The sequence below is a fragment of the Paraburkholderia nemoris genome (assembly GCF_905221015.1).
Classification (GTDB): Bacteria; Pseudomonadota; Gammaproteobacteria; order Burkholderiales; family Burkholderiaceae; genus Paraburkholderia; species Paraburkholderia nemoris.
In genome coordinates, this window is record NZ_CAJNBO010000004.1 from 330,923 (window position 1) to 354,966 (window position 24,044).

Consider the following 24,044-nt stretch of genomic DNA (forward strand, 5'->3'; position numbering starts at 1 on the left):
TTTGCGTAGCGGACTTCAGCGGTTTGCCAGCCGCGTACTTACTTGCGGCGTACCGGCGTCTTGCGTGCAGGCTTTTTGACAGCCGGCGCTTCGTCTTCTTCGTCCTCGTCATCCGGCTCGCTTGAGCGCGCGCCGCCGAACGGATCCGGCGTGGACAGCTTGAGGCGCACCGGCTTGTCGCCCCAGATTTCTTCGAGGTTGTAGTACTGGCGCAGCGCCGGTTGCAGGATGTGTACGATCGCGTCGCCGCAATCGACCAGCACCCATTCGCCGACGTCGTCACCTTCGGTGCTGATGACGTCGCCGCCGTTTTCCTTGACGCTCTCACGCACGCTCGAAGCGAGCGCCTTGGTCTGGCGGTTCGAGGTGCCGGAGGCGACGATCACGCGATCGAACAGCGCGGTCAGGTGGCTGGTGTTGAACACCTTGATGTCTTGCGCTTTGACGTCTTCGAGAGCGTCGACAATCACGCGTTGCAGTTTGCGAATATCCATGGGGTTACCGGTGGTACAGATGATGTTGAAGAATATAGTCCCACACCGCAGTGGGGACATGGCTTGCGGCCCGGGCCTGGTTCCTGTCTTGCGGTTCGCCGCCTGCGAGGGCGAGCCGCTGGGTCACTTGTTCGCGCAGATGCGCGCGAATGTCGGTGGCCGAGACGTTGAACGCAAGCGTCGTATCGATCAGCAAGTGGCCGCAGGGGGTGCCTTGCAGAACGTCGGCGCGGGCACGGCGCGCGTCGATTTCTTTGGCGACCACGGGCGGAATCGATGCGAGGTCGAAACCGGGGCGCGTGGCCGCGCAGATGTGAGCAAACTCGAACAGGCGCCGCCAGTCGCGCCATGTGTCGAGATGCACCAGTTGATCCGCGCCGATCAGAAGCGCAATCGACGCATTCGGACCTTCGCGTTCACGCCATAACTGCAGCGTGTTGACCGTGTATGTCGGACCGTCGTGTTCGATCTCGTCGGTCGCCACCCGCACGGTCACGCCCGGCAGCACCAACGCAGTGGCGGCGGCGCGGGTCATGGCCAGCCTGTGAACAGCCGCCGACACGTCTGTTTTCTGCCAGGGCTGGCCGGCCGGCAGCAATACCAGCTCGGTCAGGTTCAGCACCTCGGCGAAACGCCGCGCGAGCGCGAGGTGGCCGTCGTGGATCGGATCGAAAGTGCCGCCGAGCAGTCCAATCCGGCGAGGCAGGGCGACAGGATGAGCGTTCGGCTTCAGGTGAAGATCCTTTGTCGTGGTCACGTGGAGTGCGGTGCGGGCTTAAAGCCTCACACCCACTCGCGCGGCACGAGAAAATCGGTGTAAAGACGCGCTTCCGGCGTGCCCGGATCGGGATGCCAGTTGTAGCGCCAGTTCACCACAGGCGGCATCGACATCAGTATCGATTCGGTGCGTCCGCCGCTCTGCAGCCCAAACAGTGTGCCACGGTCGAAGACCAGATTGAACTCGACGTAGCGGCCGCGCCGGTATGCCTGGAAGTCGCGCTCGGCTTCGCCGTACGGAATGTTGCGGCGCTTTTCGATGATCGGTATGTACGCTTTGAGGAATCCTTCGCCGACGCTTTTCAGCATCGCGAACGATTGATCGAAGCCCGGCGCCGAGAAATCGTCGAAGAAAATCCCGCCAATGCCACGCGGTTCATTGCGGTGCTTGAGGAAGAAGTATTCGTCGCACCAGCGCTTGAAACTCGGGTAGAGGTCGGCGCCATAAGGCTGCAGCGCGTCGCGGCACACCCGATGGAAATGCTGCGCGTCTTCCTCGTAGCCGTAGTAGGGCGTCAGATCCATGCCGCCGCCGAACCAGAACACCGGCTCTTCGCCCGCCTTGGTCGCGATCAGCAGACGCACGTTCATATGCACGGTCGGGCAGTGCGGATTGTGCGGGTGCAGCACGAGCGAAACGCCCATGGCTTCGAAACCACGGCCGGCCAGTTGCGGACGCGCGGCGCTCGCCGAAGCGGGCAGCGCGTCGCCTGCTACGTCCGAAAAGCCGATACCGGCCCGCTCGAAGAAGTTGCCGCCTTCCAGAATCCGCGTGTAGCCGCCGCCGCGCAGCTTTTCGCCGGGGGCGCGTTGCCATGCGTCGGTCGCGAACGGCTTACCGTCGAACGCGCCGAGCGTGTCCGCGATGTGCGTTTGCAGGCCTTGCAGCCAGCTGCGCACGGCCTGTGCGTCATAGCTCGAATCGGTCATGAATGCAGATGCAGAGGGCGGCACGCCTGTCGTGCCGCGGGTTCTTCGTGAAGGGCGAGCGCCGGGCCTTCGTCAGGATAGTCCCGCGAAGACGCGGTGCTACGGTCGTTCGCGCCGGGTGAAATGCCGCTCATCCGGGGTGGGCCCACATGGAGCGGTGGGCGCCGCGACGGCCGCGAAAACCCGCAGTGTAGCGCCGTTGGCGCCGCACGCGGGCGAGTGGGGCGGGCTTAGTGCTTGCCTTCGGTCTTGGCGTCGTGCTTGCGGTTCAATGCACGGTAGCCGATGTCGCGGCGATATTGCATGCCGTCGAACGAAATCTGGTTGATCGTTTCGTACGCGACCGATTGCGCGCTGCGCACCGAATCCGCCAGACCGACCACACACAGCACACGGCCGCCCGAGGTGGTCAGCTTGCCGTCCGCCAGCGTCGTGCCGGCGTGGAAAGTGACCGAATCGCCGGTTTCCGCGGGGATATCGCTGATCCGGTCGCCCTTGCGCGGCGTGTCCGGATAGTTGTACGCGGCGAGCACCACGCCGAGCGCGGTACGGCGGTCCCATTCGAGTTCGATCGTATCGAGCGTGCCGGCGATGGCCTGCTCGACCACCTTCGAAAAGTCGCCTTTCAGGCGCGCCATGATCGGCTGCGTTTCCGGGTCGCCCATCCGGCAGTTGAATTCGAGCGTCTTCGGGTTGCCTTGCGCGTCGATCATCAGGCCGGCGTACAGGAAGCCCGTGAAGCGGATGCCTTCTTTCTCCATGCCACGCACGGTCGGCTGGATGATTTCGCGCATCACGCGCGCATGCAGTTGCGGCGTGACGATCGGCGCAGGCGAATAGGCGCCCATGCCGCCGGTGTTCGGACCCTGGTCGGCGTCGAGCAGGCGCTTGTGATCCTGGCTCGAAGCGAGCGCCAGCACATGCTTGCCGTCCACCATCACGATGAAGCTGGCTTCTTCGCCGGCGAGGAATTCTTCGATCACGACACGCGCGCCCGCATCGCCCAGCTTGTTGTCCGACAGCATCATGTCGACGGCGGCGTGCGCTTCTTCCAGCGTTTGCGCAACCACGACGCCCTTGCCGGCAGCGAGGCCGTCGGCCTTGATCACGATCGGCGCGCCCTTGGCGTCCAGATACGCGTGCGCGGCGGCGACGTCGGCGAAGGTTTCGTACTCGGCGGTCGGGATCGCGTGACGCTTCATGAACGCCTTGGCAAAATCTTTCGAGCTTTCGAGCTGCGCGGCTTCCTTGCTCGGCCCGAAAATCTTCAGACCGCGCGAGCGGAACAGATTGACGATGCCCGCGGCGAGCGGCCCTTCCGGTCCGACCAGCGTGAACGCGATCTGTTCTTTCTCGACGAAATCGGCGAGTTCGGCCGGATCGGTAATGTCGATGTTGCGCAGACGCTCGTCCTGGGCGGTGCCGCCATTGCCGGGCGCAACGTAGACGAGCTGAACCCGCGGCGATTGCGCGAGCTTCCATGCCAGCGCATGTTCGCGACCGCCGGAACCGACGACGAGTAACTTCATGTGAATCCCCGAGACTTAAAAACCATAAACGGCTGAAGCATCACGCTCAGCCGTGGAATAACAGCGAGGTTTGCAATGGGCCCGCAGCCTGGTAGCGGCGCAGGGCACATAGCGAACCCGGGTGGTGGTGTGGAAGGCCCCAACCAACGCCCGCTCTGCAGCAACGCGAGTGCTAACCGGCGGCGCGGGCGTGTGGTTCGATGCAGAACCACGCGCCCTGTGCCGCCGGGATACGCTCATTCGTCGGCGATCGCGGCGTTTGTATAGACTTCCTGCACGTCGTCCAGACTCTCCAGCGCGTCGAGCAGCTTCTGCATTTTCACCGCGTCGTCGCCCGTGAATTCGACTTCCGTCTGAGGTTTCATCGTCACCTCGGCCAACTCGGCCTTGAAGCCCGCGGCTTCGAGCGCGGTCTTCACCTTCGGGAAATCGTTCGGCGGGCACAGCACTTCGATACTGCCGTCTTCGTTCGTAACGACGTCTTCAGCGCCGGCTTCGAGCGCGGCTTCCATCAGCTTGTCTTCCGGCGTGCCGGGCGCGAACAGGAACTGGCCGACGTGATCGAACATGAACGACACCGAGCCGTCCGTGCCCATGTTGCCGCCGTTCTTCGAGAACGCGTGACGCACGTCCGCCACCGTACGGGTGCGGTTGTCGGTCATGGTGTCCACGATCACTGCCGCGCCGCCGATGCCGTAGCCTTCGTAGCGGATTTCTTCGTAGTTTGCGCCATCGACACCGCCCACACCGCGTTGGATCGCACGGTTGACGTTATCTTTCGGCATGTTGGCGTCGTACGCCTTTTCGACGGCTAGCCGCAGACGCGGATTCGAGTCGATGTCGCCGCCACCCATGCGGGCTGCCACCTGAATTTCCTTGATGAGCCGCGTCCAGACCTTGCCGCGCTTGGCGTCTGCCGCTGCTTTTTTATGCTTGATGTTGGCCCATTTCGAATGACCCGCCATACTTTTCTCCGTCGCGCGCGCCAGTGGGGCGCACGCATAGTGCAATTGTCGTTGCGATGTCGGGCGCGCGGCGCTGCTGATTGCGGCCATGCGCCTCGATGTCAAACCGCTCGGCGCCGGACCGCCCGGTGTCAGGCTTTCCTCAGCTTGATCACGCCCGGCCGGGCCCGGCTAGCGGAACCAAAGGTCGGCAGCGCGGTTGGGGCGGGGCAGGACGGTCAGCGGGCGGCTCAGCGGCGCCCCAGGTGCGCCGGTCCCGGCAGACCCGGCGTGAAGGCGTGATGCACCGCGTGGCAGTGCAAGTCGAGCCGCTCTTTGAGCGGATTCGAATTTTATCACGGCGCAGGGGCGCGGCAGAGGAGAGCGTAGTCGGAAATCGCGGGGAAACTGCGCGGTGGCGGCGCGTTGCGCGCGCCGCCCCGCTGCTTTCTTCAGTCCGCTGTCAGTTTTTCGTGCCGAACAGGCGGTCGCCGGCGTCGCCGAGACCCGGCACGATATACGCGTGTTCGTTCAGGTGCGAATCGAGCGACGCCACGTACAGCTTAACGTCCGGGTGCGCGTCCTGGAACACCTGCACGCCTTCCGGCGCGGCCACCAGCGCGAGGAACATGATGTTCTCGCCGGCCACGTTGCGGCGCTTGAGTACGTCCACCGCGTGCACGGCCGAATAACCGGTCGCGACCATCGGGTCGCACAGAATGAACACGCGGTCTTCCAGATCCGGCAGGCGCACCAGATACTCGACCGGGCGATGGTCTTCGGCGCGATACACGCCGATGTGGCCCACGCGCGCCGACGGCACCAGTTCCAGCAGGCCGTCCGACATGCCGATGCCGGCCCGCAGCACCGGCACGATCGCCAGTTTCTTGCCGGCGATCACCGGCGCGTCGATCTCGACCAGCGGCGTGGTGAGGCGGCGCGTGGTCATTGGCAGATTGCGGGTGATCTCGTAGCCCATCAGCAGCGTGATCTCGCGCAGCAGTTCGCGGAACGTGCGGGTCGAGGTGTCCCGGTCGCGCATATGCGACAGCTTGTGCTGGATCAGCGGGTGATCGAGGATGAAAAGATTGGGAAAACGGCTGTCCTGGGTCATGGCGGGGGCGCAAGCGGCGGCTAGAGGGATCGGTTTGGCGCTCCGCACGGCCTGAAAGCGGCAGGCGGGCGCGCCACGGCGCAAGTTTACCGAAAGAGTGGCGCCGGAAGATACCGGAGATTGCAGTGGCCCGGCGCAGTCCGGCACCGATTCTTCTAGAATCGGGGGATTCTTTGCCACGATTGGGCAACCGCGGGACCATCCCCGCGCCACGAGTACGTCATGAGGATAGGCACATGGACATGGGAATCGCAGGACGCACCGCGCTGGTTTGCGCGGCCAGCAAGGGTCTGGGGCGCGGCTGCGCGGAAGCGCTGGCAGCCGAAGGCGTCAACCTGACGATCGTCGCGCGCACGGCCGAGACGCTGGAGGCGACCGCCGCCGAGATTCGCAAGCAGAGCGGCGTCGAGGTAAAAACGGTGGCGTGCGACATCACATCGCCCGAAGGACGCGCCGCGGCGCTCGCCGCCTGTCCGCAGCCGGACATTCTGGTCAACAACGCGGGCGGGCCGCCGCCGGGCGACTTCCGCAACTTCTCGCATGAAGACTGGATTCGCGCGTTGGAGAGCAACATGCTGACGCCGATCGAGCTGATCCGCGCGACCATCGACGGGATGAGCGAGCGTGGCTTTGGGCGCATCGTCAACATCACGAGCTCGGCGGTTAAGGCGCCGATCGACGTGCTCGGTCTCTCTAACGGTGCGCGCTCGGGGCTGACCGGTTTCATTGCGGGCCTGGCGCGCAGCAAGGTGGCCGCCTCGGGCGTGACGATCAACAGCCTGCTGCCGGGCCTGTTCGACACCGACCGCATCGCCACCACCTTCACCGCGCAAGCCAACGCGCAACACATTTCCGTCGACGATGCGCGCAAGCAGCGGATGAAGACGATCCCCGCCGGCCGTTTCGGCACGCGTGAGGAATTTGGCCGCGCCTGTGCGTTCCTGTGCAGCGTGCATGCCGGCTACATCACCGGGCAGAACTGGCTGATGGACGGCGGCGCTTACCCCGGTACGTTCTGAGCGTGTACGTTCTGACGCACCAGCAGCACCTTCACTACAACAACGACAATCACAACGGTTTCAGGAGTCTTACGTCATGAGCACCCGCATTGCGCTGATCGCGCACGATCACAAGAAAGACGACATCGTCAAACTGGCCGGCGAATACGTCGATACGCTGAGGCGTTGCGAGATCGTCGCGACCGGCACGACCGGCACGCGCATTGGCGACGCGCATGGCCTCACGGTCGAGCGCATGTTGTCCGGCCCGCACGGCGGCGACCTGCAGATCGGCGCGCAGCTTGCGGAAGGGCGGGTAGACATGGTGATTTTCCTGCGCGACCCGATGACGCCGCAGCCGCACGAGCCGGATATCAATGCGCTGGTGCGTGCCTGTGACGTTCACAACATTCCATGCGCCACCAATATTTCGACCGCGCGAATGATTCTCGACGTGCTGACCCTGCGCCTCGCGCAGCGGGTTTGAATCAACGCGGTGGCGCTTCACGATCAAGCTGAATCACACATCAAGGAGACATGATGGTCAAAGCAATCCGATTCGACAAAACCGGTGGCCCGGAGGTCATGAAATGGGTCGACGTCGAAGTGGGCGAGCCGGGTACGGGGGAGATTCGCATCAAACAGACCGCGGTCGGCCTGAACTATATCGATGTGTATTTCCGCACGGGTTTGTATCCGTTGCCCTTGCCCGGCGGCCTCGGCATGGAAGCGGCCGGTGAAGTGACGGCGGTCGGCGCCGGCGTGACCGGTCTCAAAGTGGGCGATCGCGTGGCGTATGTGGCGCGTCCGCCTGGCGCCTATACCCAGGCGCGTGTGCTGCAGGCGGCGCAAGTCGTCAAGGTGCCGGACGCGTTGAGCGACGAGCAGGCCGCCTCCGTCATGCTGCAAGGGCTGACCGCCCAATATCTGCTGCGCCGCACGTACCCGGTGAAGGCCGGCGATACGATCCTGATTCAGGCTGCGGCCGGCGGCGTCGGCTTGCTGGTTTGCCAATGGGCGAAGGCGCTCGGCGCAACGGTGATCGGCACGGTCGGCTCGGACGAGAAAGCCGAAATCGCCAAAGCGCACGGCTGCGACCACCCCATCGTCTACACGCGCGAAAACTTCACCAAGCGCGTGCGCGAGATCACCAATGGCGCGGGTGTGCCAGTGGTGTACGACTCGATCGGTAAAGACACGTTTACGGGCTCGCTCGATTGCCTCGCGCCGCTCGGCATGTTCGTTAGCTTCGGTAATGCCTCGGGCCCGTTGCCGCCGATCGATTCGTCGGAATTCGCCGGACGCGGTTCGCTGTTCTTTACGCGCCCCACACTCTTCACCTATATCGCCAAACGTAGCGACTACGAGGCGATGTCCTCGGAGCTGTTCGACGTGCTGGTGTCGGGCAAGGTGAAGGCGAGCATCAATCAGCGCTATGCGCTGGCCGATGTCGGGCAGGCGCATGCGGATCTCGAAGGGCGTCGCACCACGGGTTCGACGGTTCTGCTGCCGTAAACGCGAAAGACCGAAAACCTATACCCAGCACCCCAAGGCCGTTCCATCTCACGATGGAACGGCCTTTTCCGTTTACGCGATTTTTACATCCCATCTCAGATCTTTGACCAGCCCTTTACGCGGATCGGCATAACGTTGCACCCATCCAAAGTCCGTGAATGGGGAATAAAAATGGATGTGCTGTATGTCGGGGGGATGGTGCTGTTTTTCGCGCTGACCTTTGCATTGATTGCCGGCTGCGAGAAGTTGATGCAGTTCCGGCGTGGCCAGGGAGCGCGCTCATGAACTGGATCCTCTGGTTATCTGGCGCGGCTACCGCGCTGCTGTTTATGTACCTGGTCTATGCGCTGTTGCGCGCGGAGGACATTGAATGAACTCGAACAATGTCCTGCAAGCGGGCTTTTTCATCGTCGTGCTGCTGGCTGCCGCGGTGCCGATGTCCCGTTATCTGAGCAATGTGATGGACGGCAGTTCGCGCGTGGTCCGTTTCGGCGGCCCTATTGAACGTTTGCTGTATCGCATCGCGGGTGTCGATCCGTCGACGGAAATGGGTTGGAAGCACTACGCGATCGCCACGATCGCGTTCAACGCGCTTGGCGCGCTGTTCCTTTACGTGTTGCTGCGCGTACAAGGCTGGTTGCCGGGCAATCCGCAGCAGTTCGGCCCGATGACGGTCGACGGCGCGTTCAATACGGCGGTCAGCTTCGTGACCAACACGAACTGGCAGGATTACACGCCTGAGCAGACCGTTGGCTATCTCGCTCAGATGCTTGGCTTCACCGTCCAGAACTTCTTCTCGGCCGCCACCGGCATTGTGGTGGTGATCGCGCTGATTCGCGGCTTCGCGCGTCACACCGCGCAAACCATCGGCAACTTCTGGGTCGACCTGACGCGTGTGACGCTCTACGTGTTGCTGCCGATGTCGGCGATCATCGCTGCGATCCTGATGAGCCAGGGTGTGATCCAGAACTTCAAGTCGTATCAGGACGTGCCGACGTTGCAAACCACGACGTACGCCGCCCCGAAACTCGATGCACAAGGCAATCCGGTGAAGGACGCCAAGGGCAATGCGGTGACGGTCGATACGCCGGTGAAGACGCAGACCATCGCGATGGGCCCGGTTGCTTCGCAGGAAGCGATCAAGATGCTCGGCACCAACGGTGGCGGCTTCTTTAACGGCAACTCGGCGCATCCGTACGAAAACCCGACGCCGTTCTCGAACTTCGTGCAGATCTTCTCGATCCTGATCATTCCCGCGGCATTGGCGCTCGTATTCGGCCGCATGATCATGGACCGCAAGCAGGGCGTGGCCGTGCTCGCGGCCATGACGATCGCTTTCGGCGTATGCGTGTTCGGCGAAATCGGCGCGGAACAATCGGGTAATCCGGCGTTGACCGCGTTGCACGTCGATCAATCGGCGAATGCGATGCAGTCGGGCGGTAACGCGGAAGGCAAGGAAACGCGCTTCGGTATCGCGCAGTCGGGCATCTTCACGGTGGCGACCACGGCGGCTTCGTGCGGCGCGGTAGCGAATACGCACGACTCGCTGACGCCGATCGGCGGCCTCTATCCGATGCTGCTGATGCAACTCGGCGAAGTGATCTTCGGCGGCGTGGGTTCCGGTATGTACGGCATGCTCGTGTTCGCACTGCTGGCCGTGTTCGTGGCAGGCCTGATGATCGGCCGTACGCCTGAATACGTCGGCAAGAAGATCGAAGCGTACGAGATGAAGATGGTGTCGATCGTGGTGCTGCTCACGCCGCTGCTGGTGCTGGTGGGCACGTCGATCGCGGTGCTGACCGATGCGGGTAAGGCAGGTATCGCCAACCCAGGTGCGCACGGCTTCTCCGAAATCCTCTACGCGTTCAGCTCGGCCGCGAATAACAACGGCAGTGCGTTTGCCGGCCTGACGGTCAGCACGCCGTTCTACAACTGGCTCACGGCGATCGCGATGTGGTTCGGCCGCTTCGGCACGATCATTCCGGTGCTGGCGATTGCCGGTTCGCTGGCTTCGAAGAAGCGCATCGGTGTGACAGGCGGCACGCTGCCGACTCATGGCCCGCTGTTCGTCGTGCTGCTGCTCGGCACGGTGCTGCTGGTCGGCGCGCTGACTTATGTGCCTGCGCTTGCGCTCGGACCTGGTGTCGAACATCTGATGATGATGGGCGCCCATTGAGGCGGCCCATTGAGATGACACCAGCGACCAACGAGTGAACAGGCGCAAACGGGAAATTCGAGGATTCAATGACTGAACATAATGCAACCAGGTCCATGTTCGACCCGGCGCTGCTGCGCCCGGCGATCGTGGACTCCTTCAAGAAGCTCACGCCGCGCACGCAGTTCCGTAACCCGGTGATGTTCTGCGTGTACGTCGGCAGTATTCTGACGACCATTCTGTGGATCGCCGCGCTCGGCGGTCAGGCCGAGGCGCCAGCGGGCTTCATTCTCGCGGTCACCTTGTGGCTGTGGTTCACGGTGCTGTTCGCGAACTTCGCGGAAGCGCTCGCCGAAGGCCGTTCCAAGGCCCAGGCAGCGTCGCTGCGCAGCGCGAAGAAAGACGTGATGGCCAAGAAGCTCAACGAGCCGCATCCGAAGTCGCCGATCCGTATTCTGACGGCGTCCGATCTGCGTAAAGGCGACGTTGTGCTGGTCGAAACCGGCGACGTGATTCCGGCTGACGGCGAAGTGATCGACGGTGTTGCGTCGGTCGACGAATCTGCGATCACGGGTGAATCCGCGCCGGTGATCCGCGAGTCGGGCGGCGATTTTTCGTCGGTGACGGGCGGCACGCGCGTGCTGTCGGACTGGATCGTCGTGCGCGTCACGGCCAATCCGGGCGAGGCCTTTCTCGACCGCATGATCGCGATGGTCGAAGGCGCGAAGCGTCAGAAGACGCCGAACGAAATCGCCCTGACGATTCTGCTGGTCGCGCTGACCATCGTGATGTTGTTGGCGACCGCCACGCTGCTGCCGTTCTCGATGTTCTCCGTCGAAGCTGCAAAAGCGGGTCACGTGGTCACGATTACCGCGCTGGTCGCGCTGCTGGTGTGTCTGATTCCGACCACCATCGGCGGGCTGTTGTCGGCGATCGGTGTGGCCGGTATGAGCCGCATGATGCAGGCCAACGTGATCGCCACCTCAGGCCGTGCTGTTGAAGCCGCAGGTGACGTCGACGTGCTGTTACTCGACAAGACCGGCACGATCACGCTCGGTAACCGTCAGGCATCACAATTCGTGCCGGCGCCGGGCTTGACCGAAGAAGCACTGGCGGATGCCGCCCAGCTTTCGTCGCTCGCCGACGAAACGCCGGAAGGCCGCAGCATCGTCGTGCTGGCGAAGCAACGCTTCAATATCCGTCAACGCGATATGGCTTCGCTGAAGGCGGAATTCCTCGCCTTCACCGCGCAAACGCGGATGAGCGGTGTCGATCTGCCGGGCCGTGAAATCCGCAAGGGCGCGGCTGACGCAGTGAAGAACTACGTCGAAGCAAACGGCGGCCGTTTCCCGAACGAAGTCAGCACGGCAGTGGCGGAAGTCGCACGCCGCGGCAGCACGCCGCTGGTGGTCGCCGAGAAAGGCGAGCAGGGCGCACGCGTGCTCGGCGTGATCGAGCTGAAGGACGTGGTGAAGGGCGGCATCAAGGAGCGTTTCGCCGAACTGCGCAAGATGGGTATCAAGACCATCATGGTGACCGGCGACAACCGGTTGACGGCAGCAGCGATCGCTGCAGAAGCTGGCGTCGACGATTTCCTCGCCGAAGCCACGCCGGAAGCCAAGCTCGCCACGATCCGTTCGCACCAGGCCGAAGGTCGTCTGGTGGCGATGACCGGCGACGGCACTAACGACGCTCCTGCGCTCGCACAGGCCGACGTCGCGGTGGCGATGAACACCGGCACGCAGGCAGCGAAAGAAGCCGGCAACATGGTCGACCTCGATTCGAATCCGACCAAGCTGATCGAGATCGTCGAGATCGGCAAGCAGATGCTGATGACGCGCGGCTCGCTCACCACGTTCTCGATTGCGAACGACGTGGCCAAGTACTTCGCGATCATCCCGGCGGCGTTCGCGACCACTTATCCGGCACTGAACGCGCTGAACGTGATGCATCTGGCCACGCCGGCCTCGGCGATCATGTCGGCGGTGATTTTCAATGCGCTGATCATCGTGCTGCTGATTCCGCTGGCGCTCAAGGGCGTGAAGTACCGGGCGCTGGGCGCGGCGATTCTGCTGCGCCGCAATCTGCTGATCTACGGATTGGGCGGGATCATCGTGCCGTTCATCGGCATCAAGCTGATCGATATGGTGCTGGCCGCGTTCGGCTGGGTTTGAGCAGCGGCTGTTTAAGAGGAATTACTCATCATGAAAAATCTGTTCCGTCCGTTAATCGTGATCTTCGCAGTGCTGACCGCCGTCACCGGCCTCGCTTATCCCGCCGTGATGACCGCGGTCGGTCAGGCGGCCTTCAACAACCAGGCCAACGGCAGCATGCTCGAGCAGAACGGCAAGGTGGTCGGCTCGAAGCTGATCGGCCAGCAGTTCGATGCGCCGCAATACTTCTGGGGTCGTCTGTCGGCCACCAGCCCGATGCCGTACAACCCGCAGGGTTCGGGCGGCTCGAACCTTGGCCCGACCAACCCGGCGTTGCTCGACGAAGTCAAAGGCCGTATCGACGCGTTGAAGGCTGCCGGCACGGATATGTCGAAGCCGGTGCCGGTCGATCTGGTGACGTCCTCGGGCAGCGGTCTCGATCCTGAGATCAGCCCGGCCGCTGCCGCGTATCAGATCGAACGCGTCGCCAAAGCGCGTAAGCTCGCCGCCAACGATGTGCAGGCACTGGTCGATCGTTATACGAGCGGCCGCCAGTTCGGCATTTTCGGTGAACCGCGCGTGAACGTGCTGCAACTGAATCTGGCGCTCGATGAGATGAAACAAGGTTGAGCGTCGCTGACGTCGATACGCGTCGATGATGGCTATGATTCAAGGAGGCGGCGTCCATGCGGGGCCGCCTTCGCCATTTGCGGCGCGGCCGCTGCCGTGCCACCATGCAGGCACCACCGCTCGCCTTACTATGAAAACCATTGAGCATGAACCGCCCCGATCCTGATGAACTGCTCGACAAACTGCAACGCGACGAAGAAAAACGTCAGCGGGGCAGGCTGAAGATTTTCTTCGGCGCGTCGGCAGGCGTCGGCAAGACCTATGCGATGTTGCAGGCCGCGCGACGCCGTGCCGATGAAGGCGCGGACGTGGTGGTCGGCATCGCCGAAACGCATGGCCGCAGCGAAACCGCTGCGCTGCTGGAAGGCCTCGACGTGCTGCCGCTCGCGCATATCGAGTATCGCGGCCGCAAGCTCGGCGAGTTCGATCTCGACGCCGCGCTCGCCCGCAAGCCGCAATTGATTCTCGTCGACGAACTCGCGCATTCGAATGTGCAGGGCGCGCGGCATCTGAAGCGCTGGCAGGACGTCTACGAACTGCTCGACGCGGGCATCGACGTCTACACCACGGTCAACGTCCAGCACCTCGAAAGCCTGAACGACGTGGTCGGCCAGATCACCGGCATCCGCGTCTGGGAGACGGTGCCCGACCGCGTGTTCGATCGCGCCGACGAAGTCACGCTGGTCGACCTGCCCGCCGAGGAACTGCTCGACCGGATGCGCGACGGCAAGGTGTATTTGCCGCAGCAGGCCGAGCGCGCGGTGCGCAACTTCTTTCGCAAGGGCAACCTGATCGCGCTGCGCGAGCTGGCGTTGCGCCGTACAGCCGACCGCGTCGATGCGCAGATGCGGGAATATCGCGCCGATCGTTCGATTCAGCGGATCTGGCAGGCGCGTGAACGCTTGCTGGTGTGCGTCGGCCCCGGCCCGGAAGCGCCGATGCTGGTGCGCGCGGCGGCGCGTCTCGCCGCCAGCCTGAAGGCTGACTGGATCGCCGTCTATGTGGAAACGCCCGCGCTGCAGCGCTTGCCTGATGCACGCCGCGAACGCACATTGAATGCCTTGAAGCTCGCCGCCGAACTCGGTGCCGAAACTGCGACGCTCGCCGGTACCGATGCGGTCGCCGCGCTGATCGGTTACGCGCAGGCTCGCAACGTCTCGAAGCTGGTGGCCGGCGCGTCCGCACGCACCGGTCTCAAGCGCTGGCTGCGCCGGCCGCTCGGTGAGCGCATCGCCGAACGCGCGGGCGATCTCGATCTCACTCTGATTCGCGCGTCGTCGGAACGTGATGGCGCTGAACATCGGCGCTTGCTGAACACCACCGCCAACGCCTGGCGCGAGGCCCTGAGCACGGCGCGCGAACGCCGTTCGCCGCCGCGCGCCTACGGCATCGCGTTGGCGATTTGCGCGGCCATTACGCTGCTGTCGAGCCAATTGATCGACCATATCGATCTGACCAACCTCGTCATGCTGTACCTGCTCGGTGTGATCTTCACTGCCGTGAAGCTGGGGCGCGGGCCGGGCGTCGTGCTGTCGTTCATGAGCGTGGCCGCGTTCGACTTTTTCTTCGTGCCGCCGCGCATGTCGTTGTCGGTGTCCGATACGCAGTATTTGCTGACCTTCTTCGGCATGCTGCTGACGTCGCTCGTCATCAGCCATCTCACGTCGAGCTTGCGCCGCGAGGCGAGTGTTGCGCGGCGTCGGGAGCAACGCACCGGCGCGATGTATGCGATGGCGCGTGAACTGGCGGCGGCGCTGACCATGGAGCAGATCGTCGGCATCGGCAGCCGGCATGTGAGCGAAGTGTTCGGCGCGCGCGTCGCGATTCTGTTGCCGGACAGCGCCGATCAGGTGAAGCAGAAGATCGAGGACCCGGACGCTACGATCACGCTTGAAGGCGAGATGCTCGATATCGACGTCGGCCAATGGGTCTACGACCAGCAGAAGCCTGCCGGGCAAGGCACCGATACGCTGCCGGCAGCCTCCGCGCTGTATCTGCCGCTGAAGGCGCCGATGCGCACACGTGGCGTGCTCGCCGTCGTGATGCGCGATGAGCGCGAGCTGGACGTGCCCGAGCAGCAGCGCATGCTGGACGCGTTCGCCGCGCAAATCGCGCTGGCCCTTGAGCGTGTGCACTATGTCGACATCGCACGCGATGCACTCGTCAATATGGAATCGGAGCGTTTGCGCAATTCGCTGCTGTCGGCGATTTCGCACGACCTGCGTACGCCGTTGACGACGATCGTCGGCTTCTCGTCGATGCTGGCGCAATCGCGCGAGGCACATCGCGATGCGCAGCCCGGCGACGATCTCGTCGAAGCGATTCACGAAGAAGCGCTGCGCATGACCGGCATCGTCACCAATCTGCTCGACATGGCGCGCTTGCAGGCCGGCAGCCTGCAATTGAATCAGCAATGGACACTCCTCGAAGAAACCGTGGGCGCCGCGCTGCGGGCCTGCAAGCGCGTGCTGGCGAATCATCCAGTACAGGTGAAGCTGCCTGCGGATTTACCGCTGCTGCACCTCGATGCGGTGCTGATGGAGCGGCTCTTCTCGAACCTGTTCGAGAACGCGGCCAAATACACCCCGCCGGACACGCCGTTGACGATCGGCGCGCAACGTCTCGACGCGGACGGCAAGTCGTTCGTGCGCGTCGCGGTCGACGATAACGGACCGGGTCTCCCGGCCGGCATGGAAGCACGTGTGTTCGAGAAATTCACGCGCGGCGAGAAAGAGTCGGCCAAGCCGGGCATCGGCCTCGGCCTCGCGATCTGCCGCGCAATCGTGGAAGCGCACGGCGGTACAATCGGCGCGCTCAATCGGATGTCCGCGGACGGCCGTGTCGAAGGCGCGCGCTTCTGGTTCACGCTGCCGGTGGAAACGCCGCCCGAAGCGCCGGATGCGCTGGAAGACGAAGGCGCCGATGCGTTGCCGGACCACGATTTAACTCTTAACCCGCGTTCCAAGCCTAGCCATGAGTGATCCGAGCATCACAGTCGTCCTGATTGAAGACGAAAAGCAGATTCGCCGCTTCGTGCGAACCGCGCTGGAAGGCGAGGGCATCGTTGTGCACGACGCCGAGACCGGCAAGCAAGGTCTCGTCGAAGCGGCAACGCGCAAGCCCGATCTCGTCATCGTCGATCTCGGCCTGCCGGACACAGACGGTCTCGACGTGATTCGCGAGCTGCGTGGCTGGAGCGAGCTTCCGGTCATCGTACTGTCGGCGCGCACTCAGGAAACCGAGAAAGTCGCTGCACTCGATGCCGGTGCGGACGATTACCTCACCAAGCCGTTCGGCGTTTCCGAACTGCTGGCGCGGATCCGCGCGCATATGCGGCGCCGCAATCAGGGCGGCGCGAACGAATCGCCGCTGGTGCGCTTCGGTGCGGTGACGGTCGATCTGGCCTTGCGTCAGGTGAGCCGCGACGGCGTGGCCGTCCATCTCACGCCGATCGAATATCGCCTGCTCGCGACACTGGTGCGCCACGCCGGCCGCGTGCTGACGCACCGCCAATTGCTGCGCGACGTATGGGGGCCGTCACATGTGGAGAGCCACCACTATCTGCGCATTTACATGGCGCATCTGCGCGGGAAACTGGAGCGCGACCCGGCGCAGCCGGAGCATATCGTCACGGAAACTGGCGTGGGATACCGGCTTGTGGGCGCGGTTTGAGCCTGCCCGAGGCGTCCGCCGCGGCCCTTGCGCGCCCTTGCGGCTTGTCGCCGCAGCAAGGCGACGCCCTATTTTGATATAATTACAGTTCGTAAGGACGACCTTGCGCACTGCTACAAACGGGGACGGCCCCATCTGACCATGGAGCTGTCTCATGTCCTGGATTCTTCTGTTGATTGCCGGTTTGCTTGAAGTCGCATGGGCGGCCGGTCTCAAAACCTCCGAAGGTTTCACCCGGCTCTGGCCGTCCGTGTTCACGATCGTGACCGCGCTCGGCAGCTTCGTTCTGCTCGCCATGGCGATGCGCCAACTGCCGCTCGGCACGGCCTACGCCGTGTGGACGGGGATCGGCGCGGTCGGCGCATTCATCTTCGGCATCGTCATGATGGGCGAGGCCCTGACGGTCGCACGGGTGGCGAGCGCTGCGCTGATCGTGATCGGATTGATCGGTTTGAAGCTGTCATCAGGGCATTGAGCCCTGTTGGCGGGCCCGAATAGCGTGTCCGCATGCGCTCGAACCGTACGCCAATACCCTGCCATTAGAGTCCGCCATTTGTTAGTCGCTCTGCGTTCTGCGAATTAACGTGGCTATAATGAGATCGAATCCAACCTGAATTTGCCCGCGGCCTATTTGGCGCGGCCGGCTTGGCGCGGGTCTGACGACTTCGGTGCGGCGGCTCCCTTTCCAATGCCCGTCGAAGCGCCCGGCACGCACAGCGCGCCTGGAGGCGGCCATGCTTGAATCACTTTCGCTCGCTGCGGGCCTCTCATGGGGCAGCGGTCTGCGCCTCTATCTGACAGTTCTGCTGGCCGGCGTGTTCGCACGTCTGGGCTTCATCCATCTCCCCGATACGCTGTCCGCGCTATCTTCGCCGTGGGTAATCGGTGTCGCCGGTGTACTGACGGTCACTGAATTTCTCGCCGACAAAATCCCCGCGTTCGATTCCTTATGGGACGCGATCCATACCTTTATCCGCATTCCCGCCGGCGCCGTGCTGGCGGCTGGCGCGCTCGGCCATGCCGATCCTGCGCTGCTGACAGTCGCCGCGCTCGCCGGTGGCACGCTGGCAGGCACTGCGCATCTGGCCAAAGCGGGCACACGCGCGCTGATCAATCTGTCGCCGGAACCGGTGTCGAATGTCGTGACCTCGACCGCTGAAGACGGTCTCGTGTTCGGCGGCATGCTGCTCGCGCTGTTCGTGCCGCTTCTGTTCCTGGTCCTGATGGTGGGCTTCCTGATGCTGGCCGCCTGGGCGTTGCCGCGTCTGTGGCGCGGAGTGCAGGGCGGTTTTCGCGGGATGGCGACGCACATGGTGTCGCGCTTTGCCAGGAGTCGGCACGATTGAGCGATACGGGACGCGGGGTAACGGCGCGCGCCAAGGCAGCGAGCCGGTTGGGCAGTGTGGATCTGTTGCGCCAGGCTATCCGTATGACGGCGCGCGACTGGCGCGCCGGCGAACTGACGATGCTGCTGCTGGCGCTGGTGTTGGCCGTCGCGGCGCTGTCGAGTGTCGGCTTTCTGGCTGACCGTTTGCATCAGGGGCTCGAACGCGATGCGCGGCGCATGATCGCCGCTGATTTCATTGTTCGCTCCGATCATCCTGTCGATCCGCAGTTCGCGCAGCAAGCCGGCGCGCTCGGTCTGAACACCGCGAGCACGGCGATCTTTCCCAGCATGATCAACTCGACCGGCGCGCAGCCGGTCTCGCGGCTTGCCGCTATCAAGGCGGTGTCGCCGGGTTATCCGTTGCGCGGCGCGTTGCGGATTGCGCCGGCGCCGGGCGCGGCAGACCATCCCACCCAATCGATTCCGGCGCCTGGCACGGTTTGGGTCGATCAGGCACTGCTCGACGCACTGAAGCTGCATGTCGGCGATGCCGTGAAGGTCGGGTCCCGCAGCTTCACGATCGCCGCGATGATTACCCGCGAGCTCGACCGTGGCTTCTCGTTCGTCAATTTTTCGCCGCGTTTGATGCTGCGTGCCGACGATGTCCAGTCGACCGGCCTCATCACCTTCGGCAGCCGCGTGACTTATCGCTTGCTGGTGGCGGGTTCGGACGCGTCGGTGGCGCGCTTCGCGCAATTCGCGCACGACAAGGTGGACGGCGGCAAGATGCGCGGCGTTGCGCTTGAGTCGTTGCAGGACGGCCAGCCGCAAGTGCGTCAGACGCTCGACCGCGCGAGTCACTTCCTCACGCTGGTCTCGCTGCTCACCGCGTTGCTCGCGGCGGTGGCGATCGCCATGGCCGCGCATCGGTATATGCGACGGCATCTGGATGGCTGCGCGGCGATGCGCTGTCTGGGCGTCAGTCAGGCCACACTGCGCACGCTATTCACGCTGGAATTCGTGGGGCTGGGTTTGATCGGTGGCGCGCTCGGTGTGGCGCTCGGTTACCTGGGACACATGGCGTTGCTGACGTGGCTCGGCAGTCTGATCGACGTCGTGCTGCCGTATCCAACCGCATGGCCCGCGCTCGAAGGTATCGCAGCCGGTCTCGTGTTGTTGCTCGGGTTTGCGTTGCCGCCGCTGTTGCCGCTGACGCGCGTGCCGCCGGTGCGCGTGCTGCGTCGCGAATGGGGCGATGCGGGGCGCACTGCCTGGGCCGCCTACGCGCTCGGCATCGTGCTGTTCGCCGCGCTCCTGATCGTCGCAGCGGGCGAGTTGAAGCTCGGTGGCATTGTCGCAGGCGGCTTCGCCGGCGGACTGCTGGTGTTCGCGTGCATCGCACGGCTGGCGTTGTGGGGCGCTTCGCGTGTCGTGCGCAGCGAGCGCGTGAATGCGGGCATCGGCTGGCGTTACGCGCTGGCGTCGCTGGAGCGGCGCAGTGGCGCGAGCGCGCTGCAGATCACCGCGCTCGGTATCGGCCTGATGTGCCTGTTGCTGATTGCGATGACGCGCAATGACCTGGTGGCCGGCTGGCGCAAATCGACGCCGCCCGATGCGCCGAATGAATTCATCATCGATATCCAGCCCGACCAGCGCGACGCCGTCACGCAGTATCTGGGCGCGCACGGCGTGCCCGGCACGGTGCTCGCGCCGATGGTGCGCGGCCGGTTGATTGCGATCAACGGCAAGCCGGTCAATCCGGATTCGTTTAAGGGCGACGATGCGAGACGTCTCGTCGACCGCGAATTCAATCTGTCGTACACGACTGAGCTTCCGGACGACAATCGCCTCTCTGCCGGCACCTGGTATGGCGAAACGAAGACACCGCAGATTTCGATCGAGCAGGGACTCGCGAAGCTGATCAACGTTAAGCCCGGCGATACGCTGCGCTTCGACGTGACGGGTCTGCAGATCGACGCGCCGGTGACGAGTGTGCGCAAGCTCGACTGGGGCTCGTTCAAGGTCAACTTTTTCGTGCTGATGCCGCCGGCCGCTTTGCAGGATTTTCCGGCGACGTTCATCACGAGCTTCCATTTACCGCCTGAAAAGCAATCGACCATCGACGGCTTGATCGCAGCCTATCCGAACCTCACGGCAATCGACACCGGTCCGATTCTGGCGCAGGTACAGCGTGTCCTGCAGCAGGTGATCGGCGCAGTGCAGTTCCTGTTCGCGTTCACGCTCGCGGCCGGCGTGCTGGTGCTGTACGCGGCGCTTGCCGGCACCCGCGACGAGCGTATGCGAGAATCCGCGCTGCTGCGCGCGCTGGGGGCCTCGCATCGCCAGGTGCGCGCGGTGCAGGTTGCCGAGTTCGTGGCGGTGGGCGCGCTCGCCGGCTTGATGGCGGCGCTCGGTGCGCAGGTGATTGGCTGGCAACTGGCGACGCGTGTCTTCGAGTTTTATCTGGCGTTCGATCCGTGGTTGTTGCCGGCGGGCATTGCGGCCGGCATCGCCTGCGCGGGCGTGGGTGGCTGGCTCAGCTTGCGGCATGTGCTGGCGCGGCCCGCGTTGCAATCGCTGCGAGATGCGTGATTTTTCTTTTCTGTTTTTGTGATTGGGTATGAGCGATCTTAACGACGAAGTGTCCGCGGCACAGCCGACGGCCTTCGAACTGGTGGGCGGTGAAGCGCGTGTGCGCGAACTGGTCGACCGGTTTTATGACTTGATGGATCTCGAAGCGGAATTCGCCGGGATTCGCGCCTTGCATCCCGAGTCGCTCGATGGCTCGCGCGACAAGTTCTTCTGGTTCCTGTGCGGATGGATGGGCGGTCCCGATCATTACATCAGCCGCTTCGGCCATCCGCGGCTGCGCGCCAGACATATGCCGTTTCCGATCGCGTCCAGCGAGCGGGATCAGTGGCTTCGCTGCATGGCGTGGGCGATGGAAGACGTTGGGCTTTCCGAGTCTTTGAGGGAGCGCCTGCTGGCGTCGTTCTTCGAGACTGCCGACTGGATGCGCAATCGCAATGGTTGAGCGGGTAGCGCAGCCGCAAGCAGCAGAGGCGGGCGCAGTCCTCGACTGCTGGTTCGGCGCCCCGAATACGCCCACCTTCGGTGAGGCCCGCAAGCTCTGGTTCTCCCGCGACGCCGCCTTCGATGCGATGCTGCTGGAACGTTTCGGGGCACTGATCGACGCGGCGCGCGCAGGGTCCCTCGACAGCTGGGCAGGGACGCCGCTCGGCTCATTAGCACTGGTCATCGTGCTGGATCAGTTTTCCCGCAATTGCCACCGCAATACACCGCGCGCTTTCGCCGCCGATCATCACGCGCTGCGCATCGCGCAGCAGATGATCGCCAGCGGCGCCGATCTCCTGTTGCCGACCGTGCATCACCGCGCGTTCGCCTACCTACCGTTCGAACACGACGAAACGCTCGCCAGCCAGCACGAATCGCTGCGCCTGTTCAAACAGCTGAAGGCGGAGCCGGGCGGTGCGTCCTACTACTCCTCCGCGGTCAGGCACGCCAGAATCATCGAACGTTTCGGACGCTTTCCGCATCGCAATGCGGTACTTGAGCGCCAGTCGACGGATGAAGAAAAGGCTTTCCTGAAGGAACCCGGCTCGTCGTTCTAGGCGTAACGGCAACGTAGAGGCGCAGTGCGGGTGCGCCATGCGCCGCTACGTGCTACTCGCCGAGCGCGGGCGTTGCCGGCGTCCGCACGAATACTCGCAACAGTTCGTCAGTGTCGCCTGGGCGCGCACCCGACCAGAACAATCGCCAATCGCCAGCCGGCGCGCGCGGATTGTCACGGCGGCCCTGCTGGATCAGCCACGTGCACTCGGTCGCCGCGGGATTCGCGGTTGGTTGATGCTCGATGCCGGTGTAGTAGTACAGCATCGGCGCTTCGGATTCGCCGAGGTCCATACTGGCCATGCAATCCCCATCGTTCCACTCGATATTCATCCTGGCGCCGAGGTTTTCGAACACGGAACGGTAGCTCTTCCCGTAGTCGAGCCACGGCAGCAGCAGCGTGCTCACCAATCCCCACGCGAGAATCGCACCTGCACACCAGCTCAACACCCCGCGCCATTTGCCGGCGTATTTGAAGACCGGCAGGAGCCACAGCCAGCCGAGCGTCATCAGCAGCGCAGCCGCGATCAGCCCGGGCTTGACCGGCAGCACCCAGTCGAGCGGCAACCATCGGCCGAGCCGGTGCAGCGACGCATGCGTGTTGGCCGGATCGCTCATGATCGACCAGATGATCCACGCGAGCGCGGCCGTGCTGCCGAACAGCACGCGGCTCGCCATGTCCCAGCCTGCGTGCAGACGCCGCGGCAGCTTTTCGATGCCGTTCATCGCCACCAGGGCGAGCGGGGCGATGAACGGCAGGATGTACAGTTCGCGCACTGTTGCCGAGCTTTGCAATACGACGAACCCGGTGCCCGCGAAGATCACCGGCAGAGCGACACGCGGATCGCGCCAGCGGCGCCATCCGCCGCCGGCGAGCGCGGCCAAGGCGAGCGGTACGACCGGAAAGCCGACGCTCAGCACGGTGCGCAGCACGAACCAACGGCTTTCGTTTTCAGAGCCGAGTTCCGCCACCGAAAAGCCGAAGAAGCGGCCGATGTTGTTGTCCCACAGCCAGACCTTGAAGAGCGCTTCGGAGCGCAGATAGAAACAGATCGGCCAGATCAGTGCGAAGGGCGCGCAGACCAGCGCGGCGACGCCGAGCGCGCCTGCAAAGCTGCGCGTGCGGCAGGCGGGATACAACACCAGCACCGCGACGGTGGTGGCGCCAAACACGAGCGGCACGAACAGGCCCTTGGCCAGCAACGACACGCCCACGCCCGCACCGAACATCGCCGCACCGCTCAGAATCGCGTGGCGCCGGCGGCGTGCATCGCCCCGTAGCAGGCGCGCGTCGTCGCGCAGGTGCACGAGGACGAGTTCGAATAGTCCGCAAAAGCCGATCGCGGCGCCGGCCATCAGCGCGACGTCGGTCATCATGTCGTGCACGTGCTTGATGACGACGAGCGTGCTCGCGAACAAGGCCAGCGTGCCGACTACGCGGATATCGAGCCAGCTCGAGGCGGCCACCGCGCGGCGGGCGACGCGTGCCGTGTAGTAGACGGTCAGTCCGGCAAAGAGTGCGCTCGCGAGACGTGCGGCGTCATGCAAGGGCAGGTAGCGGCCGAACATCCACGCGAGGCCGGCGGCGACCCAGTCGTAGATCGGTGGTTTTTCGACGAACGGCTGGCCGGCGTTGGTTGGCACGACCAGATCGCCGGTGTCGAGCATGTGCTGGATGATCCCGAACGTGTAGGTCTCATCCTGCTTCCAGGGCTCGTGGCCCAGGGTGCCAGGCAGGAGCCACGCGCACAGGATCGCCAGCGCGACCAGCCACATCAACGGACGGACCGCCGTGAGCGCGCGCAAGCGCCGGGCACCGCGTGAAGCGGGAGCTGGGGCGGCGGGATCCGCGGGGCCGGCAGGGGCAGCCGGCCTCGCGGGCGCTGCGGCTTCGGTCGCGTGTGCCGAGCCGGCATGCGTGTCCGGTGCGCCGTCGGCGGGGCCGGCCGGCGCTGGCGTCGCGATCGCGACCTTCCCCGCGCGCCAGGGCGCGGATGGCTTTTCGAACATTGGAATCTCTGGTCGCCGTACGCGGCGACGTGGGCCGCGAACTTATGCTTTGGCTATGCGTCGCATGCGGTTGCACACGAACGCTGCGATTGTAGTCCCAGTTTATTACGGCCGATTACAGAAAAAGCGTGGAATATGGTGTTCAGCCGAACGGATTGAGCCGATT

General features: G+C 64.1%; 22 protein-coding genes. 15 read left to right on the top strand and 7 right to left on the bottom strand.

Annotation, left to right across the window (positions count from 1 at the left end):
- Nucleotides 1–38 precede the first annotated feature (38 nt).
- The 6 genes from rsfS to upp all read right to left on the bottom strand — a co-directional run bounded on the left by rsfS (nucleotide 39) and on the right by upp (nucleotide 5,788).
- A complete protein-coding gene (rsfS, locus tag KHO33_RS08335) occupies nucleotides 39–494 on the bottom strand; it encodes a ribosome silencing factor (RefSeq protein WP_200564433.1) in 456 nt (151 codons plus the stop codon).
- Between the two features lie 4 nt (nucleotides 495–498).
- Nucleotides 499–1,251 carry a nicotinate-nucleotide adenylyltransferase gene (locus KHO33_RS08340; RefSeq protein WP_200564434.1) on the bottom strand — a complete coding sequence of 251 codons (753 nt, stop codon included), beginning with the start codon at nucleotides 1,249–1,251 and terminating at the stop codon, nucleotides 499–501.
- Nucleotides 1,252–1,277: 26 nt separating this feature from the next.
- Nucleotides 1,278–2,201, bottom strand: a complete 924-nt coding sequence (hemF, locus tag KHO33_RS08345) for an oxygen-dependent coproporphyrinogen oxidase (RefSeq protein ID WP_200564435.1) — start codon at nucleotides 2,199–2,201, stop codon at nucleotides 1,278–1,280.
- 230 nt (nucleotides 2,202–2,431) lie between these two features.
- Nucleotides 2,432–3,730, bottom strand: coding sequence for a phosphoribosylamine--glycine ligase (gene purD / locus KHO33_RS08350; protein ID WP_093639543.1), 1,299 nt, complete (start codon nucleotides 3,728–3,730; stop codon nucleotides 2,432–2,434).
- A gap of 236 nt (nucleotides 3,731–3,966) precedes the next feature.
- On the bottom strand, nucleotides 3,967–4,695 hold the full coding sequence (locus tag KHO33_RS08355; protein WP_054035139.1) for a YebC/PmpR family DNA-binding transcriptional regulator: 729 nt from the start codon (nucleotides 4,693–4,695) through the stop codon (nucleotides 3,967–3,969).
- A gap of 442 nt (nucleotides 4,696–5,137) precedes the next feature.
- Complete coding sequence (upp, locus tag KHO33_RS08360; protein ID WP_012432337.1) at nucleotides 5,138–5,788, bottom strand: uracil phosphoribosyltransferase; 651 nt, start codon at nucleotides 5,786–5,788, stop codon at nucleotides 5,138–5,140.
- 236 nt (nucleotides 5,789–6,024) lie between these two features.
- On the opposite strand from upp, the gene KHO33_RS08365 reads away from it, so the two are divergent.
- The 15 genes from KHO33_RS08365 to KHO33_RS08435 all read left to right on the top strand — a co-directional run bounded on the left by KHO33_RS08365 (nucleotide 6,025) and on the right by KHO33_RS08435 (nucleotide 21,870).
- A complete protein-coding gene (locus tag KHO33_RS08365) occupies nucleotides 6,025–6,807 on the top strand; it encodes an SDR family oxidoreductase (RefSeq protein ID WP_054034988.1) in 783 nt (260 codons plus the stop codon).
- Nucleotides 6,808–6,883: 76 nt separating this feature from the next.
- Nucleotides 6,884–7,273, top strand: a complete 390-nt coding sequence (locus KHO33_RS08370; RefSeq protein WP_054034987.1) for a methylglyoxal synthase — start codon at nucleotides 6,884–6,886, stop codon at nucleotides 7,271–7,273.
- A gap of 53 nt (nucleotides 7,274–7,326) precedes the next feature.
- Nucleotides 7,327–8,301, top strand: coding sequence for a quinone oxidoreductase family protein (locus tag KHO33_RS08375; RefSeq protein WP_054035138.1), 975 nt, complete (start codon nucleotides 7,327–7,329; stop codon nucleotides 8,299–8,301).
- A gap of 171 nt (nucleotides 8,302–8,472) precedes the next feature.
- Nucleotides 8,473–8,586: a hypothetical protein gene (locus KHO33_RS08380; RefSeq protein ID WP_054035137.1), complete on the top strand. Its 114-nt coding sequence runs from the start codon at nucleotides 8,473–8,475 to the stop codon at nucleotides 8,584–8,586.
- On the top strand, nucleotides 8,583–8,675 hold the full coding sequence (gene kdpF, locus KHO33_RS08385) for a K(+)-transporting ATPase subunit F (RefSeq protein WP_200564436.1): 93 nt from the start codon (nucleotides 8,583–8,585) through the stop codon (nucleotides 8,673–8,675). The genes KHO33_RS08380 and kdpF overlap by 4 nt, the downstream gene beginning before the upstream one ends.
- Complete coding sequence (gene kdpA, locus KHO33_RS08390) at nucleotides 8,672–10,477, top strand: potassium-transporting ATPase subunit KdpA (RefSeq protein WP_200564437.1); 1,806 nt, start codon at nucleotides 8,672–8,674, stop codon at nucleotides 10,475–10,477. Before kdpF ends, kdpA begins: the two co-directional genes overlap by 4 nt.
- Before the next feature lie 68 nt (nucleotides 10,478–10,545).
- Complete coding sequence (gene kdpB, locus KHO33_RS08395) at nucleotides 10,546–12,630, top strand: potassium-transporting ATPase subunit KdpB (protein WP_200564438.1); 2,085 nt, start codon at nucleotides 10,546–10,548, stop codon at nucleotides 12,628–12,630.
- Between the two features lie 30 nt (nucleotides 12,631–12,660).
- On the top strand, nucleotides 12,661–13,239 hold the full coding sequence (gene kdpC, locus KHO33_RS08400) for a potassium-transporting ATPase subunit KdpC (protein WP_054034984.1): 579 nt from the start codon (nucleotides 12,661–12,663) through the stop codon (nucleotides 13,237–13,239).
- A gap of 146 nt (nucleotides 13,240–13,385) precedes the next feature.
- Nucleotides 13,386–16,220 carry a DUF4118 domain-containing protein gene (locus tag KHO33_RS08405; RefSeq protein WP_200564439.1) on the top strand — a complete coding sequence of 945 codons (2,835 nt, stop codon included), beginning with the start codon at nucleotides 13,386–13,388 and terminating at the stop codon, nucleotides 16,218–16,220.
- Nucleotides 16,213–16,911 carry a two-component system response regulator KdpE gene (gene kdpE, locus KHO33_RS08410; protein ID WP_063495267.1) on the top strand — a complete coding sequence of 233 codons (699 nt, stop codon included), beginning with the start codon at nucleotides 16,213–16,215 and terminating at the stop codon, nucleotides 16,909–16,911. Before KHO33_RS08405 ends, kdpE begins: the two co-directional genes overlap by 8 nt.
- Before the next feature lie 154 nt (nucleotides 16,912–17,065).
- Nucleotides 17,066–17,386, top strand: a complete 321-nt coding sequence (gene sugE, locus KHO33_RS08415; RefSeq protein ID WP_054034983.1) for a quaternary ammonium compound efflux SMR transporter SugE — start codon at nucleotides 17,066–17,068, stop codon at nucleotides 17,384–17,386.
- Nucleotides 17,387–17,645: 259 nt separating this feature from the next.
- Nucleotides 17,646–18,257 carry a DUF4126 domain-containing protein gene (locus KHO33_RS08420; protein ID WP_054034982.1) on the top strand — a complete coding sequence of 204 codons (612 nt, stop codon included), beginning with the start codon at nucleotides 17,646–17,648 and terminating at the stop codon, nucleotides 18,255–18,257.
- On the top strand, nucleotides 18,254–20,830 hold the full coding sequence (locus KHO33_RS08425; protein ID WP_407946167.1) for an ABC transporter permease: 2,577 nt from the start codon (nucleotides 18,254–18,256) through the stop codon (nucleotides 20,828–20,830). Before KHO33_RS08420 ends, KHO33_RS08425 begins: the two co-directional genes overlap by 4 nt.
- A 28-nt stretch (nucleotides 20,831–20,858) precedes the next feature.
- Nucleotides 20,859–21,272: a group II truncated hemoglobin gene (locus KHO33_RS08430; protein WP_171925024.1), complete on the top strand. Its 414-nt coding sequence runs from the start codon at nucleotides 20,859–20,861 to the stop codon at nucleotides 21,270–21,272.
- A complete protein-coding gene (locus KHO33_RS08435; RefSeq protein ID WP_200564440.1) occupies nucleotides 21,265–21,870 on the top strand; it encodes a DUF924 family protein in 606 nt (201 codons plus the stop codon). Before KHO33_RS08430 ends, KHO33_RS08435 begins: the two co-directional genes overlap by 8 nt.
- A gap of 52 nt (nucleotides 21,871–21,922) precedes the next feature.
- On the opposite strand, the gene KHO33_RS08440 is transcribed toward KHO33_RS08435, so the two are convergent.
- Nucleotides 21,923–23,878, bottom strand: coding sequence for an ArnT family glycosyltransferase (locus tag KHO33_RS08440; RefSeq protein ID WP_200564441.1), 1,956 nt, complete (start codon nucleotides 23,876–23,878; stop codon nucleotides 21,923–21,925).
- Nucleotides 23,879–24,044 lie beyond the last annotated feature (166 nt).